The organism is Paenibacillus sp. KS1 (assembly GCF_001680695.1).
In the GTDB taxonomy this organism is placed as follows: domain Bacteria; phylum Bacillota; class Bacilli; order Paenibacillales; family Paenibacillaceae; genus Paenibacillus_B; species Paenibacillus_B suaedae.
Genome location: NZ_MAIS01000055.1, coordinates 24,383 through 40,981, shown reverse-complemented (window position 1 = coordinate 40,981; position 16,599 = coordinate 24,383). Strand labels below are relative to the sequence as shown.

Genomic DNA, 16,599 nt, shown 5'->3' with positions numbered 1-16,599 from the left:
ATTTTAGGCACTTTTAGTATGCAATAAACACGGGGCTACATTGACTGGTGAAAGCCGAGCCAGTTTTTAACGTGTTCTCCTGTAGCCACGGTCAAAGCCGATTATGTTTTCTGAATATGTATAACCGCCGACTTCTCGGCGGCTTAAACTAATGGTATTTAACTTTTTAAAGTCCTCAACCCTCTCATAATTAAAAAATTGTAGTAAATCATGTTCGTTAATCCGATACCCGTATTTAGATGAGTGGCTTTGCTGGTGAGGAATGGCACAGATAGCTGAGAATGCAGTAGTGGAGCGGTTTTGGAGAGTAATACAGATTAGAAAATCCCTGAGTTGATTGAATTGGTAAGTCGATTAGTCGTTGCTGTGCTCATCACGGGAAAAACTCCCTTTACAACCACTACCAGTACGTTATAATTCAATTATCAGACAGCATGATCGACTTATCAAAAGATAGATATTGGAGGTATGGTCATGGTCAATCGCAAAAGAAAAATGATTTCCGCAGCCCTCAGCACAGCTCTAGTCGTGACTATGTTGCTTACAGCCAGCACAGTCGATGCCCAAGGTACTCAGCCGGCGAAGACAGCAGGAGAAAAAAAGGTTGAAGTTATTAAATAGTGATTGTTAATGAAAGAACATACTATCTACGAAGACAGCATGGATTCTTACAATTGTGAAGCGGTCCAGTAAAGGCTGTTCATTTGAATGACATATAACCAAAAGAGAAACGGCTGTTGTCCTTGTTAAAAAGGGTTTCAGCCGTTTCTGTTACTGTCGACTCCACATGTGGAGTCGGTTGCTTTGCTCTTTGCTATAAAGACAATAAGGCTGGAAATCCTTGATTCCAAGTACTAGTGTGGGAACGCAAATAAAATATTGATTTAAAAAGGTGCTATTTAAAAATAGTACCTTTTTAATTTTTGACGTTCACGGAAATGAAGAGAACCGAAATTGATCTCCCCATTATCGTTGCGCTATGCGCTTCACTCAGCTATAGAGGGGGAATTGTTTCGGAAAACGGTCTTGAAAGTTAAATGTCGGCTATTGTTGGTTTCCTATTAGCGAAGTAAGGAGGTTTTCCGAAATAAAACTAGAAAAACATCTAAGTGGCTTTTAGAAACTAAGGAGGTAATGTTATGGAAAAGGACTTGTTGGAACAGCTAAACCTCTGGCATGAAGAGGATGAATTTGAAAAAATAGTAGATAAGATTGCGGAAATTCCCGAACAGGACAGAGACTATGATATAGTTGGCTATTTGGCGAGAGCATTAAACAATTTAAAACGTTACGATGAAGCATTACAGCAACTTTCGACGATCAAAACGCAAGGCGAGAATGACTTTCTTTGGCATTTTCGTGTAGGGTATGCCTACTACTACCTATCGCAATATGAGGACGCAGTAGCGGCATTCGAAATTGCGAATAAACTTGATCCCGAAGATGAAGATACTTCGACGTTATTGACATGGAGCCGTCGCGAGGTTGGCCTAACAGACCATCAAGAGAAATCTGAGACAGTGCAGCCAAACGCAATTGATTCGGAGAAGAATGATATTAAGGCGAATGAGAGGCTTGAACAGGAAAAGGATTTTGGTTTTGCCCAGGTGTACGCTGTGGAGTTAAAATACAAGCAGCCGCCGAAGCTGGATCGAAACATGCTTTACGAGAAGATGGAACTTTATACGGGTAAGGTTGATCGCGGAGAACATCATTCGGATGCCGCGGGACTTGCAGTGTGGGAGGCGAATAGTCAGGAAGATCAGAATTTGCTGCATTTTTTCCATCTGAATTATATGGTTGAATATTCTCAAGGCGAAATGCCGGCACAAACCAGCCTAATGGATACAGAAAGCCGCCCGGTTACGGACTACGAGTCGGCCTTACAGCAGTCCTGGCATTGGCGGGAAGCTGCTGAAGTCGTGAGTGATTGCGAGCACTCGCTGCTGTTGATCGACATGATGGCATCGGGACTCGCTCCCAAATCGCGGCTGCAGCTGTTCACCGGCTCGCTGCAGGCGGTGCTGGAAACGGCGCCTTGCGACGCCATCTATTTCGGGGAAAGCGACAAGCTCGTTGAACCTAGCGCTTATCTGGCGGCGATTGAAGCAGGAGAACTGTTATATGGTGCGCTGAACATTCGTTTTTATAATGTTGAAGGCACAGGCAGCGGCCGCCCTGAAGGTCTGATGGATTCATTGGGACTCGCCGCGCTTGGCATTCCGGATGTTCAGTGTCATTATTACGATCTGGAGCCTGATGAAGTAGCCGGAAACTTGCTTAATATCGCCTATTATTTATTCGACCGCGGGGACGTTATTGTCGACGGGGAAACAGTTGGTTTCACCGAAGAGATGCGCTGGCGCTGCGAGCACCAATACGGGCTGGCCGCACCGCACCGGGTTGTTATCGATATAGATCCGGGAGAACCTTATTATGCCGGCAGTCAAGGCGCAGAGCAGTCGTAAACAGCAGTTACCCATCGGCGATGGTGATCACCATTGCTCAATTATTAGAAAATCCATGCGATAATACACAGAACCATTCATAGGGAACTAATTTTACTCCACTAATTAATGATGCATGGAATGATGAGAGTAAGTTTGTTTAGAGGGCTTGCTCATTCAGCTTTAGATGACAAAATATGTTTGCAAATAATCACGCTTCAGAGATCACATCTGAGGCGTTTTTTTTATATCCCTGTTATTTATTTAACCGTTATATTTCCGGAAGTTGTTTGGAGATGTACATTAAATGAGCCATTCCCCGTCTGACCCTGTGTCTTTCTGTTATTTTGTTGAGAATTATTCAAAGGAATACCCATAGCTCGTCTGCCACTACCCGATTGCAAAAGCCAGTTTATGTTGGAGTCTTTGTCTTCCAGATTTAAAAGGATGCTGCCGCTTTTGACAGAAATATTGATGTCACTATTTATTCTTAAATAGTCAAGCGATACATTTCCACTACTTCCTTGGATATCGAGTTTCTGTGTGCTCAGATTGATTATCTTTACATTACCGGAAGAACCGTCTAACGTTACTTTTCTCTCATAATTGTTTGGAATACGAACGGATAGCTGAGGCATTTTTCCGATATTTACGATGTTTCTAATATCACTCTTAAGCCGAATTTTGATGTTGTCTTTTTCCTTATCTATAACAATTTCAGGTCCATTACTAATTGCTTCAAGTGACTCTATATCTGCTGATTCTACTATTAATGTTGTGCTGCCGTGGTCAATATGGATGTTTTCTATCCCCTTTAATGACACAGCGTGTGCAGCATTTTCTTGGTAAGAACTACAGGCACTAAGAAAAAGCATCCCCACCAAAAGTAAACCAATGCAATATTTTTTCATTTTCTCACCTCATCACTATTCTTCATGATTGTGAACTGATTATATAAGATTACGTTGCGTCAACATCAAGTTAACTTGTGCAATCAAAGAATTTTCTAATGAAAACACTTGAAAGTGACGTTGCGTCATTTTGTATAATCAAGCCAATGGGTAAGCTCTTCATCACTTATGTTGTTAAGTCGGCTAAGGGGAAGAGGAGATTTATTATAAAAGGGGAGAGTAGATATGAAACAAGGAGACATCATTATTTATGCATGTGTAATTATAGGAGCAGGAATTGGACTTATGATTGATCAAGCATTTCCAGGCGTATTAGTCGGTCTAGGATTAGGATATTTAATCAAACATGGTTTATATAAAGATCAAGAAAATTGATCTTATCTGAATTGTCGGAGGTGTCTGTAATTGATACATATTAAAGAAGTTGCAAAAAAAACGAATATCACGGTCAGAACACTTCGGTACTATGATCAGATCGGATTATTGGCGGCACCGTCCAAAACAGAAGGGGGCCATCGTCTGTATTCAGAAGAGGAACTGAAGAAGCTTCAATACATCCAATTTCTAAAAGGAATTGGTTACAAGTTGCAAGAGATTAAAAGTATGTTATACGACTCTAAATGGAATTGGACGAACAGTTTGAAAAACCAATTAGCCTATATCCTTGAAGAGCAAGAAAGATTAAGGAGTATAGAGTCGTCACTTCGGGAATTGATAACCGGGATTGCGGTTGAAGACGGGGATGAACGGCTTGCGATACAGAAACTTATTCAGTTATCGAATCAACATAAAAAAAGATTGCCGACCATCAAGGAAAACATGTTTAACGATAAGGAAATGAAGCTTTGGACAAAGCTCCCAAAAATGAGTGGAGAAGACCCTGATTCTATGGAGTGGATTGCATTGCTAGGTCAGATAAAACGATATACGAAAGATGATCCTGCTTCATCACGAGTGCAAAACATAATACGGCGTATGATAGAAAAACAACTGGAAGAATTCAAAGGAGAAGACGAGTTTGTGAATAAACTATGGGATCTGAGGAAATCCCCAGAGCAATCTGAGAGTCTCGGACTGTATCCTATAGACAAGGAAGTTCTTGATTTTATGGAACGAGCCTATGGCATTCATATTTCTTCCATACAGAACTCTTCCATAGAGCAAGGAGGAGAATCGTGACTCTTGAACTCCTTTCTATGATAGGGGGATTAGCCATATTAGACACGCTTAGCCCTGCAACATTGGGAGTAACCGTATATTTGCTGTTGACTGAAAAAGAGCGATTAGGTTCACGCTTAATGATTTATTTATTGACGGTCGCAGTCATTTATTTTTCAGTAGGCGTTGCTTTCATGTTAGGTCTGGATGCGTTTCTGGCTAGTTTCTCTTCCATTTTTCAAAATCGGATTGTAAGTTGGGCTATGCTGATTATTGGGGGAATTCTGTTTATAGCCAGCTTCTACTACCCAAAGAGTAAAAAGTCGGAATTGCCAAGGCCGAAGTCAAAAAGCAAGACATCCATGATTGCACTCGGTTTCACGACATCTTTGATTGAGGTAGGTGCAGCATTTCCGTATTTTGCTGCGATTGGTCTTATGAATACCTCAAATTTAACTGTTTTTCAGTGGCTCCCAATTATGGTAGGTTATAATTTTATAATGGTTCTCCCGCCATTAATCCTATTTACATTGCATTTATTATTAGGGCGAGTGATGAAAAGACCATTAGAAAGGCTTCAAATCAAGCTTTCGAAGCATTCGGGATCGGCTGTTTCGTGGGTCATGTGTATCGTGGGGGCGATTATGATTTTTTATAGTTTGGATTATCTGTAGAGAGTTTTATAAACCGTATGAGGGGCGATGGCCCCTCTTTTTCATGATTACCTGATTCCATACATAAGCATGCCGTTTCCATGCCCCATCTTTCTACTGATGATAAATATGCCAGTTGGTTAATCTGCAATGATTAGCTTCGTTCGTATCGACCTAAACTGCGGCGGGTAACTGGGATCGATATTCGCATCGGTAATAATGGCGTTCACGTTATCTAGTGGTGTAATGGCAATCTTAACGTCTTTTCCGAATTTGGTGCTGTTTGCCACGATATACACTTCTTTGGACAGTTCGATCATCTTCTTGCGTGTAGTAGCTTCCTCCAAATTGTAATCCGAAATCCCTCGTTCCATCGTAATGCCGCTGCAGGTGGTGGAGCCGCTGTCAATATGCACCCATGGGGATGCTGAAAATCGATCATATTCGGGCGATGCTGTCGATGCCCAGAGTTTCGGCATTATGGGAAGATCAATATGGCAGGCCATTTACAGAACAGGATGTGGAGCAGCTCTAACAGTTCCGATCATCTGGTCACAACTAGTGAAACGGATTCTTATGGCAGACCATATCCTTACATGATCCATCGCAATATGGTGCAGATTTTGCGATTGATACGATGCGTGAGCTTCCGCAATTAATCGAAGCAATCATTAAGCTGATCTCGGATGGAAAGAGACCGGGGTGTTTGAAATAAAGAAATATTGTTTGCAATATACACGGTCTAAAAATCGAATAAAGATGTGATAATATGGGGGTAGGAATTCTAGTAGAAAATAGGGGGATTACATGTCCTGGAGCAAATTGAAGCAACAACTGGAGAGCTTTCTCTGTCCTGCGTTACATGGAAGGGTCGAATACCGTGCAACGAGCTATCGTTATTTACCTGATAAAGCAGGTATTTGTTATATTTCGGTCGACAAAAAGAATGTATTCAATATGAGTGATAAAACTAGCTTAATCAAATGGTATCAAACGGAGATGGAAATTAAGAATGATTCAGAAATCCAAATTCCGATCAGCAATGAAGAAATTGAAGCGGTCAGAAAGGATACCAAGGGGACAGTTCCAGAGGATCGTCTACAAGTTATTGCAAGAAATAGAAAAATAACAGAATATGCTAGGGAGCTTTTGTCAGCACAGGCATCATTGAGTAAATCAAATTTTAACGTTGTGGCGAATCATTTTTTATCTACTTCTATAGAGGAAAGCATAGAGAGCAATGACATCTTATTGAATATTCTGGCTTTGGTGGATAGAAGAGTTGGGAAAAAGCGAATTTTAAACATGGGCGAGAAGATGAAGGTAAAGCATCCCATTGTGCAGTATTTTTATGAGCTACGGCGTAATACGTTATGACAATAAATATGTCAGGAAGTTTCTTGACTCTTCTCAAATTGGTTTTCTTGGTGGATAAACCTTAAAGACTTGAACTTTTCGTTCAGGTCTTTTCTTGCTTCTAAAGCTTTTGCAGTTCAATATAATTGGGAGGTGCAATATCAGATCATGGAAATATCCAACAAGTTAACTAGGATTAGAGCTCCGATAAAATCAAATACGAAAAAAATCGCTTTCTCAATCGTATATGCTTTTATTTTAGGAGCCGTTTTGGGGTTAGTAGCGAAACTTGTGGATGATCCCGGTGCAAACCCTATACTTGACCACATTGGAGCGCGCCTTGGCGTGTGGGTATTTGTAGCAACGCTTTTATCGGTCTTTAGCGATTCGCCCAAGCAAGCGGCTGTAAAAGTATTTACATTTTTTGTAGCGCTACTTACCGTATATTATGTATATACAGTGTTCATATTGCATTTCTTTCCGCAAACAGTCATTATTTTTTGGAGCATATGCGCGGTGATCTCACCTATTTGTGCATATATTATGTGGTACTCGGGTGGGAACGGATTGTTCTCCAATACTGTGTTATCCCTCCCGGCGGCAGTGTTGCTTACAGAAGGGTATAATTTACGTAATGCGTACTTACCCATACACACACATTATTATTTGATTCCATGGATGCAGGGAATTTATTTAATCATGATACTCATTTTGTTTCTCTCTATCGCAAAAAAAGGTAAACCATTGCTTTGGACACTTTTTATAACGATTGGAGTATCTCTTCTTTTCATATATTTTAATGTTCTTGGTAGGATATTTGGTGGAATGAATGGCTTTTTATAGTTTCTACAACGCTGTGCGCAGTATTGATGTCAAAGGTAGCTAAATATAAGGCTGAAAATGCCCATAAACAAAGGGTTTCCAGACATTGAGTTTTTCTCCTGGTTGTTAGGCGGGAGGTACTGATGTCGGGAAACCCTTTTATTGTTTGCATAACCTATCAACTGTCTTGGAGGTTCAAGAATTGTAGTATCCTATCTGTTTGGTTGACAATGAGGTGGCCCGTATCAGGCAGCAGCTCGATCTTAGCATGTTGTGTAGCTTGTTTCAGTCGATTCATACTCTTGCTAGCAGGTATTAATTGATCAGAATCGCCAAAAAGCATCAGACTCGGCATCGTTAATTGTGAAAGGGACTGATTACTAAATAGCGGCATTTTTGCAGTTCGCGGTTTGAAATTTTTGAATATTAGTGATGCGAATGTTAGATCTACTTCTAATCTGGATAACGATGATGAAGAAATATGACCAGCACCCACTAATTTAAGTATTTGCAGCTGACCCCATTTTCCAAGAAGGGAGAAAAAGATTGCTTTCCATAGGAAACTGGCTTTTTCATGTGCAAGCCCTCCGGGACAAAGCAAAACCAACTTGTCAACCTTCTCCGGATAAGTGGTAGCGAAGCTCAATGCCATCCAGCCGCCTAATGACATAGCTACAATGGAACAGGATCTTAATCGAAGTGCATGTATGGTTTCATTCAACCATAGCGCATATGCACCACTCCCGTAGCTTGGTCGGCTTGCTGCTGATAATCCTGCTTCTCCAATAATGTCGATTGCATAAACATTGTGAGTTTGTGAAAGAGAAGCTACATCGCCATACCAAGCAAAAGAATTCGCTACGCTTCCATGCAGGAGAATCAGTGGTGGATTGTCCTTTGATCCTGACTCAATGACAAAAGTCGATCCAAAGCTTGTCTCAACTTCGTATTGGTGGTTTTCCACTGGCCAGTTAGCAAGTATTTTTCGGTACTGTCCTAACACTTCTCGTTTGCCTACTTCTGATTTATATATATTCTCCATGATATCTCTCCTTTTTTTCTCTTTCAAATCCTCAAAATCTTGTTTGGTTCATCACCTGTTGAGGACTTCCCACTCAGTAAGCCTAATATTGCTGATTGGATTTACATAACTATACTAAGTTACAAGTAACATAGGTTAAAAATAACCTATATGGTTGCGGGTGTCAATAATTAACTTTCATCGACATTCTGGTAGTTGGCATATTCCCTCGAAGTTTATCAATCAAGCAATGATGAACTGTCAAAATCCACAAAGGATGTTATGTATATTAAAAATATTAAGTCCCTATATGTTTTTCATATTTTTATTGAAGATAGCCGCATGCTAACATATACAAATGCAGATAGAGAGGGACTGGTATTTTGCTCCCGACTCGTGGTTTTTATCAATTCGATATAGGTGGTTATTAATGTTAACTAAATCAGCGTTTCCATTACTGCTGTTGAACATGTTTCTCGCTAATCTAAGTATGGGTCTTGTCATTCCGATTGTGCCGGAACTTCTTGAGGAGTTTTCAGCAAGCGGACAGGCGGCAGGATATTTGGTTTCCTGCTTCGGCTTGACCCAGTTTCTTTTCTCACCCATTGCAGGCAATTTGTCAGATCGATACGGCCGTAAACCAATGATTATCATAGGTTTGGTCTTGTTCGCACTCTCCAACCTGCTTGCAGCATTTGCAAGTGATCTAACTTTATTATTCGCTTCGCGATTGATTGGTGGAATAGGCTCAGCAGCCTTAATCCCGTCCATTATTGCGTATATTGCTGACATTACAGCAGACGATCAGCGCAGCAAGTCGATGTCATGGTTGGGTGCGTCGATGACATCTGGGTTTATTATCGGACCGGGTGTCGGCGGAATGCTTGCGGAATGGGGAATCAAGATGCCATTCTATGTATCCGCATGTGTAGGAGTGCTGGCAATGCTTTGCAGCTTGTGGGGATTGCCTGAATCGGTGTCGGTTAACAATCGCCAGATGCGTCGTCAAATGAAGGAAAAGAGGGACAATGTGTTCCGGCAAATCGTGCTTTCGGTTCGGTCTCGCTATTTCGTCATGTTGCTCATTGTTTTCACGATGACCTTCGGTCTGACGCATTTTGAAGCGATTTTTCCGCTCTTTGTCGTACAGGTGTACGGATTCACGACGGGTCAAATCGCTATTCTACTAACCGTATGTTCGCTCATCGGCACGATGAATCAACTGTTGTTGACCGACCGAATTACACGACGTTTCGGGGAAAAACAGATTATTGTTGCCATGTTGTTCTTATCGGCGGTCTCCCTTGTACTCCTATTATTCTCTGGCGATTTCTACTATGTCATGGTAATCACGATGTTATTCTTTACGTTCAATAATATTTTGCGCCCCACGATCAATACGCTGCTGTCCAGAGTAGCCGGGAATGAACAAGGGTTTGTGGCGGGGATGAATAATGCCTATACGAGTCTCGGTACGATATTTGGACCGTTGCTGGCAGGTATTTTGTTTGAGGTTCACTTTGACTTGCCCTATCTGTTTGGCGGATTCGTACTGCTCGTAAGCAGTATCTTCACGGGAAGTCGATTGAGAGATATAAATTCTCCTCAACGCGGCTGATGTGCTCTTAGAACAATTTGCTTCAAAGACGTGAAATCATTCGTTTGAAGGTGACCCAAAAGATCCCGGATCGTCATAATCCGAGGGTCTTTTTTTGATTTCCGTATTCCACAAAAATGGACTTTATAATAGGGTTTGAATCAATCAATCTCCATCCATTTCCTTATGCACGTGATGCTGAAGATACCTGCTTTCCTTTTTGAACAAATCGATAAAATTCCGGGCCGTGTTGGATAAACGGTGATTTTTGAGCCATATTAGCCCAAGCGGAGAAGACATCCCAACGGTAGAGGAAATTTTGTACGCATGGATCGAAAACCCTTTATGCCGATGAAGCAATGTTTCCGGAACGATCGATGAACAAAAGTCAGTGGAAACCAACTCCATCAACAGGGCTATGTCGGAACATTCGCCGACAACAGGGGGATGCATATCAAGCCTTGAGTATGCCTCCAAGATTAAATAGTGCACACCTAATCCCTGCGTGCTTGGCAATAAGAGCCGCTCGTTAGCCGTGTCCGCAAGCGTTACTTCATGTTCAAACCGTTTCTGCTTCTGGGATGTAATCAAATAAAACGGTTCGGTATACAGGTGAAGAACTGAGAAATCGTCCAATTCAAGCGGCAATCGTATGAATGCTAATTCGATAGCCCGATCCCGAACTAACTGACACAGATGAGCGGACTCATTTTGTTGGATTTTGTACGTTACCTTTGGATAGTACTTTTGAAATTGATGGAGGATTTCAGGCAAATCAGGAACGGAAAACGTATTTACACCCATCGTCAATTGGCCGTTTACCCCATTTTCGACCTCACTCACTTCCATCTTAGCCTCTTGCATTAATTGATCCATTTGCAAGGCATAGGAATATAAGGTCTTGCCTGCATCCGTTACTTCCATGTGTTTACCGTTTCTCTCTAACAATATTACGCCGAGTTCCTCTTCCATTGCTCTCAATTGTTGGCTTAATGGCGGTTGAGAAATATGAAGTCTTCTCGCTGCGGCTGATATGCTTCTTTCCTCCACAATCGCAATAAAATAGCGAAGCTGTCTGATATCCATCGATGCATAGACTCCCTTCTCGTATATGGAAAACATATAGATAACTTATTTATTATATATTTTTCGTTTGATCGCCTTCATGTTAGCATATTTGTAAAGCACGATAAAGGAGGCGGAGAAGATGTCTCGTCTCTTGCTGATTGTAATGGCTGTCTTACTGGCTGGTTTGGGAAAACATTGCAGTGAAGGAGGAGACGGAAGTGGCAGACAATGCTTACTGGTTAACGAATGTGCGCTTGGAAACCGGCTATCAATATGAGAATGGCACCGTAACGGGGACAGAAACAAGGCTTTTTCATGTACAGATTGTAGATGGGAAGATCAGTGAGATCGTTCCTGCAGATCAACCTTTAGAAACGAATATGCCGAAACGGGATGCAAATCGATATCTCATGCTCCCTTCTTTCCGCGATATGCATATTCATCTTGATAAGACATATTACAGCGGCCCATGGAAAGCGCCAACGATTCCGCGTAAAGGACTTTTGACTAGGCTGGAGGAAGAACAGGAATTACTCCCGCGCTTGTTGCCTGTTGCCAAGGAAAGGGCGGAGAAGTTGCTGGAATTGCTGACCCATGCCGGTTCGATCCGTATTCGTACCCATTGTAATGTCGATCCATTCATAGGGCTGCGGAATTTGGAAGCCACGCTTCAGGCCGTAGAAACTTACAAAGGAAAAGCTTCGGTTGAAATTGTGGCGTTTCCTCAGCATGGATTATTGCGCAGTGAATCTGTTTCTCTTGTAAGAGAAGCATTGAGAAGCGGTGCTGCTCTCGTTGGCGGCGTTGACCCTGCAACCATTGACGGAAATATCGAGAAGTCGCTGCACACGGTCATGGAGCTTGCGGTGGAAGCGGATGCGGGTATAGATCTTCATATCCATGATCCAGGCCATCTTGGCATTTTTACCTTTCAACGATTGGCCGCGTTAACAGAGGAAGCCGGGTGGCAAGGAAGAGTCAACATCAGCCATGCTCTGGCGTTGGCCGACATTTCTCTAGAAGAGGCAGGTCAAGTTGCAGACCTATTAGCTGAGCAGCGGATTACGATTACATCTTCGGTTCCGATTGGAAAGACAATTCCGATTCCACTTTTAAGCGAAAAAGGTGTGCAAATATCCCTCGGTGATGACAGCATCACGGATCACTGGTCTCCTTTTGGCAAAGGAGATAGTCTTGAAAAAGCAGGTACATTAGCGGAGCGATTCGGCTTAAAGGATGAACGTTCCCTTGGACAAACACTGGGGTATATTACAGGCGGTGTAACACCTTTAAATACAGACGGACAACGCATCTGGCCCAATGTCGGAGACGCTGCCGATCTCGTTCTCGTTGATGCGAGTTGTTCAGCCGAAGCGGTTGCACGAAGAGCAAGAAGGGTCGCGGTTATCTTTCAGGGGAATCTGGCGGCCGGAGAACTTTAATCATAGAACGTAGAAAGGATGAGCTTCTTTGAATACTGCTTATTGGTTAACCAATGTCCTGTTGGAAACGGGGTTTCAGGAAGATAACGGTGTGATTACGGGTACCAAAACCGAATGCTATCATCTCTTAATCGAGGATGGGAAAGTGGCGAAGATCGTCTCAGCGGATGAGCCCGTTCAGGATGATCTCTCTAAGAAAGATGCGAAACGGCGTCTGGTGCTGCCTTCATTCATCGAAAAACATTGTCATTTGGATAAAACATTGCTTGGTGATCGGTGGCGTGCGGTAACACCTGCAAGCAATATTTTTGAACGGTTTGAAATCGAGAAGCAAGTACTTCCTTCTTTGGAAACAACGACGCAAGAACGTGCGGAACAGCTGCTTGATATTTATGTGAAGTCTGGTGTAACGCATGTGCGCACGCATGTCGATGTTTATCCCGAGGTTGGATTGGAGAATTTGGAACAAGTTAAGCGAGCGCTGCAAACATTTGAAGGGAAGCTATCCTACGAAATCGTTGCTTTTCCACAGCATGGTTTATTGCGTTCCAAGTCGAAACAGTTGGTCAGGGAAGCCCTTCGCCAAGGAGCCAGCTTTGTTGGCGGGGTCGATCCGGCCACGGTGGATGGTGATCTCGAAGCTTCCTTGCAGGAAATGGTGGAGCTAGCCGTAGAAGGAAATGCGGGCATTGACCTGCACTTGCATGACGCCGATCATCTTGGTGTGTTTACAATAAAACGATTGGCCCAGTTAACGAAAGAAGCAGGATTGCAAGGCAAGGTTGCCGTCAGCCATGCCTTTGGGTTGGGGGACATCTCTCAAGCTCAAGCGGAAGTCATGGGAGAGCTTCTGGCAGATGCAGGGATCTCCATCATTACTAGTGTACCGATAAACCGCAAGTTTCCGCCAGTCGGTCTATTACATCGGAAAGGTGTCAATGTTGCTGTCGGATGCGATAATATTTTTGACGTTTGGTCGCCTTTTGGAGATGGGGATATTTTGAAACGCGCCGGTCGTTTGGCGGAAATGTACGGATGGTCCGATGAGCGGGCATTAGCTCGGACGCTGCAATTTATTACTGACGGCAAGACGCCATTAAATGATAATGGCGAAAGAGTATGGCCCCAAGTCGGAGACGATGCAAATATGGTGTTAGTGGAAGCATCATGTTCGGCTGAAGCTATCGCAAGAAGTTCGAAACGTGTCGCAACGATGTTCAGAGGCAATATCGTATCAGGTTCAGTTTAATGTGAATTTCCGCTTCAAATTAGATTGAACGAGTGGCAGCAATAATCCCTTATAAAAGTTCAGGCGCCGGGCTTCCCAGACCGACGCTTGAGCTTATTTTCTTCTATAGAACTTTTCCCAATCCTTTATCACTTCTGCCTGAGTCAATTGTCGTTCCCTCAGACATCGGGATGTTTCCCATTCATGTATCGCTTGTTCATTTGTTTTGTAAAAGCGTAAGTCGCAAATATCCCAGGAACAGAACAGCTTTCTGTACCATTTTCCGTTTTGAACATCACCTGTAAAGCGGCGTACAGCTTTACTTGCCTGCCGTTTGCTCCAGCGGGTACCGGGTGTTTGGTGGTCTGTCCATACGGGTGATTTTTTCATACTATTGCTCATTTGGCTCTATTTTTCCTCCTTGTGGGAAGCTAGAGGCCGTCTAATTTCTTCATAATTTCACCTCTTCCAAGTTCGTATTGTTCTGTATATAAACGCTATTGATAATCATATGTTTCTAAAGGTTTGAAATAAAAAAAGACTTTTTAGTGCTATTCGAAGCTTTATGTTGTGGTTTCCTAAACAAATTGCACTTATTACGAAATATAGGCATATGCTCAGGATATAATCAGAAACCCAAAGGAGAACCGTATGTATGTTTCGTGATATGAACAATCCGTGTAATCAATGGGTCAAGAAAAATATCCTGAAACAGCAATATAACGAATTTTGTATTGTAAGCTATAGTTTCGAGGATACAGATAGATGTCTACTTACGAGTTCCACGAGTGAAGGCCCCTTTTATTTGAAGAACTCCATGATTCGAAAAGATGTTCGAGAAGACCAATATGGAGTTGATCTCTTACTCCGCTTAAGAGTAGTTGATGTTAAGGGATGCAGACCCATCTGTGGGTTGGCCGTTGATATTTGGAATAGTAACGCCTGTGGTGTTTATTCAGGATTTTCAGGGTACGAAAATAGTAGCTTCGCTCCAGGACAAACTGCCACACCGATAGACCATAAAACATTTCTACGTGGGCGCCAGTTTACAGACGTGAATGGCATGGTTGAGTTTCTGACCATAATTCCTGCTTGGTATCATCTTAGAACGCCTCATATTCACATCAAAATAATTGATGGTTTAAAAGAAATATTAACAACGCAATTATTTTTCCCTCAAGAGCTTACCTATGAAATTGAATCCTTGCCACCATACAATTCAAGGCAACTCAGTCCCTATATTAATGCAAATGATTTTGTTCTTACGCTGTCTCATGGGGTTCAAGGAGGGTGGCCTAAGTTTACGAAATGGGGAGAGAGAATTTATACGGGCACGTTAACGATTGGAGTTGATTACGGTAACACGTTGATTCCATCATCAAAACCCTATCAAAGATGATAGGGTTTTTTATATGATTGGCGGCGACTGGATCCGTTCCTTAGTCCGCATTCGGATTTGTACGGATAGAGCGAGGTGCATTGCTGGCGGGAGTATTGGTCACAAACTGCTGCATGGCTCGAACCGAGTCTGAACTGATGACATGCTCGATCATGCAGGCATCTTGCTCGGCAATATCCGCATCGACTAGGAGGACGTTCATGAAAAATTGTTTGATTACCTCATGCTTATGAACAATCCGATTTGCATAGGCAAGGCCTTCAGGGGTGAGATGGATTTCCTTGTAGTGCTCTTTCTGAACGAGTCTTAAACTGGACAGGGTGGCTACCGCCCGATTCGCGCTGGCCTTCGTTACCCCGACCTTATCGGCAATATCGGAGAGGCGAGCACCGGCCCCTTCTTGGGACAAAAGGAAAACCGTTTCCAAGTAATCTTCCATGGTGGGGCTCAGTTTCATACGAATTCAACCTCCTGTGGGTGCAAGGATATACTGCCATGCGCTAGTTTTCTATATTCGCTCGGAAGCAGGCCGGTATGGGCATAGAAGTAATCGGAAAAGCTGCGTGTCTTTTTGTAGCCCAGATTACGGGCAAGTTCCCCAATGCTGATTTGCGTATGTTCAAGCGCATGCTTCGCTTTTTGCATCCTTATCCGGCTAATGTATTCGGAAATCGTACAGTTGTACGATTTTTTGAAGGTGTATTTCAGCTTGGTTGGGGACATGCAAGCTAGCTTTGCCAACTGATCAAGAGTAATGCGGTAGTTGCCACATTGGTTCTCAATAAAGGGGAGGACAGCCGCAAGTCCGTCGCGATCCAAATCGGTAAGAGGCGCTTTTTGCATCCCTCGCTTGTGGTTATGGTCGATGATCAGCGCTAACGTTTCGGCTACCTTGCTTTCATAATACAGCCTGGCTGCTGCGCCATTCCCTGAGAAATGTGTCAATTGCTTAAGAAGCAAAGCAAGCTCGGGGAGATGAATTAATCCGCAATGCTGCTCAAGCGCGGTCAGCAATTCCTCGTATTCGTCCGGATAGGCTTTTCGTAAGTGATGCTCATAATAAGCGGGCGCGAGCACAATACAATGGTTTCTTACCGCCTGCTGTTTCGGAATCACGCATTTGAAAGCCTGAGTATAGCTTCTATACCCCAATAGGTAGGGGGAGGTAGAGACCTCATGTTCGTCTGCATAGAGCAGGGATTCATAATATCCGAAGCTGATAAAGTCGAACTGCGGGTATTCGAACGAAACATCCTCATAGAAGTAAAAGTCCATAGACTGTATAAAAAAATGGCCTGTCTTGGCGTAAACCCATACGCTCCCTTCACCCAACGCTGGATCAAGAATAAAGCGAACTGCGGATTCGGCATGAAAATGCGGATCGACGGAAAATCCGATCGCTTCCAGATAAGGTGTGTATTCGCTTTCGATCGTAAACCGCTGCATAACAGCAAGCTCCTTTCTATGTAAAGTGACGATAAGAGACAAATCGAATGC

General features: G+C 42.9%; 18 protein-coding genes and 1 pseudogene. 12 read left to right on the top strand and 7 right to left on the bottom strand.

What is annotated here, in order from left to right; translation table 11 throughout:
* The first annotated feature begins 474 nt into the window (after nt 1-474).
* Nucleotides 475-621, top strand: coding sequence for a hypothetical protein (locus tag BBG47_RS29995; protein WP_172619370.1), 147 nt, complete (start codon nt 475-477; stop codon nt 619-621).
* Between the two features lie 518 nt (nt 622-1,139).
* Entirely contained in the window at nt 1,140-2,468 is a 1,329-nt protein-coding gene (locus BBG47_RS29315; protein ID WP_083189427.1) for a DUF4261 domain-containing protein, read from the top strand.
* A 239-nt stretch (nt 2,469-2,707) separates the two neighbouring features.
* Here BBG47_RS29315 and BBG47_RS18120 read toward each other — a convergent pair whose 3' ends face one another.
* Nucleotides 2,708-3,358, bottom strand: coding sequence for a DUF4097 family beta strand repeat-containing protein (locus BBG47_RS18120; protein WP_065292874.1), 651 nt, complete (start codon nt 3,356-3,358; stop codon nt 2,708-2,710).
* Between the two features lie 225 nt (nt 3,359-3,583).
* On the opposite strand from BBG47_RS18120, the gene BBG47_RS29990 reads away from it, so the two are divergent.
* The 3 genes from BBG47_RS29990 to BBG47_RS18110 are packed head-to-tail and all read left to right on the top strand — an operon-like array spanning nt 3,584 to nt 5,190.
* A complete protein-coding gene (locus BBG47_RS29990) occupies nt 3,584-3,733 on the top strand; it encodes a hypothetical protein (RefSeq protein WP_021254963.1) in 150 nt (49 codons plus the stop codon).
* A gap of 30 nt (nt 3,734-3,763) precedes the next feature.
* Nucleotides 3,764-4,537, top strand: a complete 774-nt coding sequence (locus tag BBG47_RS18115) for a MerR family transcriptional regulator (RefSeq protein ID WP_065292873.1) — start codon at nt 3,764-3,766, stop codon at nt 4,535-4,537.
* Between the two features lie 17 nt (nt 4,538-4,554).
* Nucleotides 4,555-5,190, top strand: a complete 636-nt coding sequence (locus BBG47_RS18110; protein ID WP_065292877.1) for a GAP family protein — start codon at nt 4,555-4,557, stop codon at nt 5,188-5,190.
* 119 nt (nt 5,191-5,309) lie between these two features.
* Here BBG47_RS18110 and BBG47_RS18105 read toward each other — a convergent pair whose 3' ends face one another.
* On the bottom strand, nt 5,310-5,543 hold the full coding sequence (locus BBG47_RS18105) for a DeoR/GlpR family DNA-binding transcription regulator (protein WP_397376555.1): 234 nt from the start codon (nt 5,541-5,543) through the stop codon (nt 5,310-5,312).
* A 38-nt stretch (nt 5,544-5,581) separates the two neighbouring features.
* Here BBG47_RS18105 and BBG47_RS31410 point away from each other — a divergent pair.
* The 3 genes and pseudogenes from BBG47_RS31410 to BBG47_RS18095 all read left to right on the top strand — a co-directional run.
* Nucleotides 5,582-5,701: pseudogene (locus tag BBG47_RS31410) on the top strand (phosphonoacetaldehyde hydrolase); the annotation flags it as partial.
* A 275-nt stretch (nt 5,702-5,976) separates the two neighbouring features.
* Nucleotides 5,977-6,546, top strand: coding sequence for an SF0329 family protein (locus BBG47_RS18100; RefSeq protein ID WP_065292871.1), 570 nt, complete (start codon nt 5,977-5,979; stop codon nt 6,544-6,546).
* 147 nt (nt 6,547-6,693) lie between these two features.
* Nucleotides 6,694-7,368, top strand: coding sequence for a DUF6518 family protein (locus BBG47_RS18095; protein ID WP_065292870.1), 675 nt, complete (start codon nt 6,694-6,696; stop codon nt 7,366-7,368).
* 157 nt (nt 7,369-7,525) lie between these two features.
* Here BBG47_RS18095 and BBG47_RS18090 read toward each other — a convergent pair whose 3' ends face one another.
* Nucleotides 7,526-8,389 carry an alpha/beta fold hydrolase gene (locus BBG47_RS18090; protein ID WP_065292869.1) on the bottom strand — a complete coding sequence of 288 codons (864 nt, stop codon included), beginning with the start codon at nt 8,387-8,389 and terminating at the stop codon, nt 7,526-7,528.
* A 409-nt stretch (nt 8,390-8,798) separates the two neighbouring features.
* On the opposite strand from BBG47_RS18090, the gene BBG47_RS18085 reads away from it, so the two are divergent.
* The gene (locus tag BBG47_RS18085; RefSeq protein WP_065292868.1) at nt 8,799-9,986 is read left to right on the top strand and encodes an MFS transporter; all 1,188 of its coding nucleotides are present in this window, start codon (nt 8,799-8,801) and stop codon (nt 9,984-9,986) included.
* A 144-nt stretch (nt 9,987-10,130) separates the two neighbouring features.
* Here BBG47_RS18085 and BBG47_RS18080 read toward each other — a convergent pair whose 3' ends face one another.
* Nucleotides 10,131-11,051, bottom strand: coding sequence for a LysR family transcriptional regulator (locus BBG47_RS18080; RefSeq protein WP_065292867.1), 921 nt, complete (start codon nt 11,049-11,051; stop codon nt 10,131-10,133).
* Nucleotides 11,052-11,251: 200 nt separating this feature from the next.
* Here BBG47_RS18080 and BBG47_RS18075 point away from each other — a divergent pair, with 200 nt between their 5' ends.
* Together BBG47_RS18075 and BBG47_RS18070 are read left to right on the top strand one after the other, a co-directional pair.
* Nucleotides 11,252-12,475, top strand: a complete 1,224-nt coding sequence (locus tag BBG47_RS18075) for an amidohydrolase family protein (RefSeq protein WP_065292866.1) — start codon at nt 11,252-11,254, stop codon at nt 12,473-12,475.
* 28 nt (nt 12,476-12,503) lie between these two features.
* Nucleotides 12,504-13,724, top strand: coding sequence for an amidohydrolase (locus tag BBG47_RS18070; protein WP_065292865.1), 1,221 nt, complete (start codon nt 12,504-12,506; stop codon nt 13,722-13,724).
* A gap of 93 nt (nt 13,725-13,817) precedes the next feature.
* Here the strand turns inward: BBG47_RS18070 and BBG47_RS18065 are convergent, their stop codons facing one another.
* Nucleotides 13,818-14,105 carry a hypothetical protein gene (locus tag BBG47_RS18065; RefSeq protein WP_065292864.1) on the bottom strand — a complete coding sequence of 96 codons (288 nt, stop codon included), beginning with the start codon at nt 14,103-14,105 and terminating at the stop codon, nt 13,818-13,820.
* 253 nt (nt 14,106-14,358) lie between these two features.
* Here BBG47_RS18065 and BBG47_RS18060 point away from each other — a divergent pair, with 253 nt between their 5' ends.
* Entirely contained in the window at nt 14,359-15,102 is a 744-nt protein-coding gene (locus BBG47_RS18060; protein WP_065292863.1) for a dioxygenase family protein, read from the top strand.
* Between the two features lie 40 nt (nt 15,103-15,142).
* Here BBG47_RS18060 and BBG47_RS18055 read toward each other — a convergent pair whose 3' ends face one another.
* Both BBG47_RS18055 and BBG47_RS18050 read right to left on the bottom strand, forming a co-directional pair.
* Entirely contained in the window at nt 15,143-15,559 is a 417-nt protein-coding gene (locus tag BBG47_RS18055) for a metal-dependent transcriptional regulator (protein ID WP_065292862.1), read from the bottom strand.
* Complete coding sequence (locus tag BBG47_RS18050; protein ID WP_065292861.1) at nt 15,556-16,548, bottom strand: helix-turn-helix transcriptional regulator; 993 nt, start codon at nt 16,546-16,548, stop codon at nt 15,556-15,558. Before BBG47_RS18050 ends, BBG47_RS18055 begins: the two co-directional genes overlap by 4 nt.
* Between the last annotated feature and the right edge of the window lie 51 nt (nt 16,549-16,599).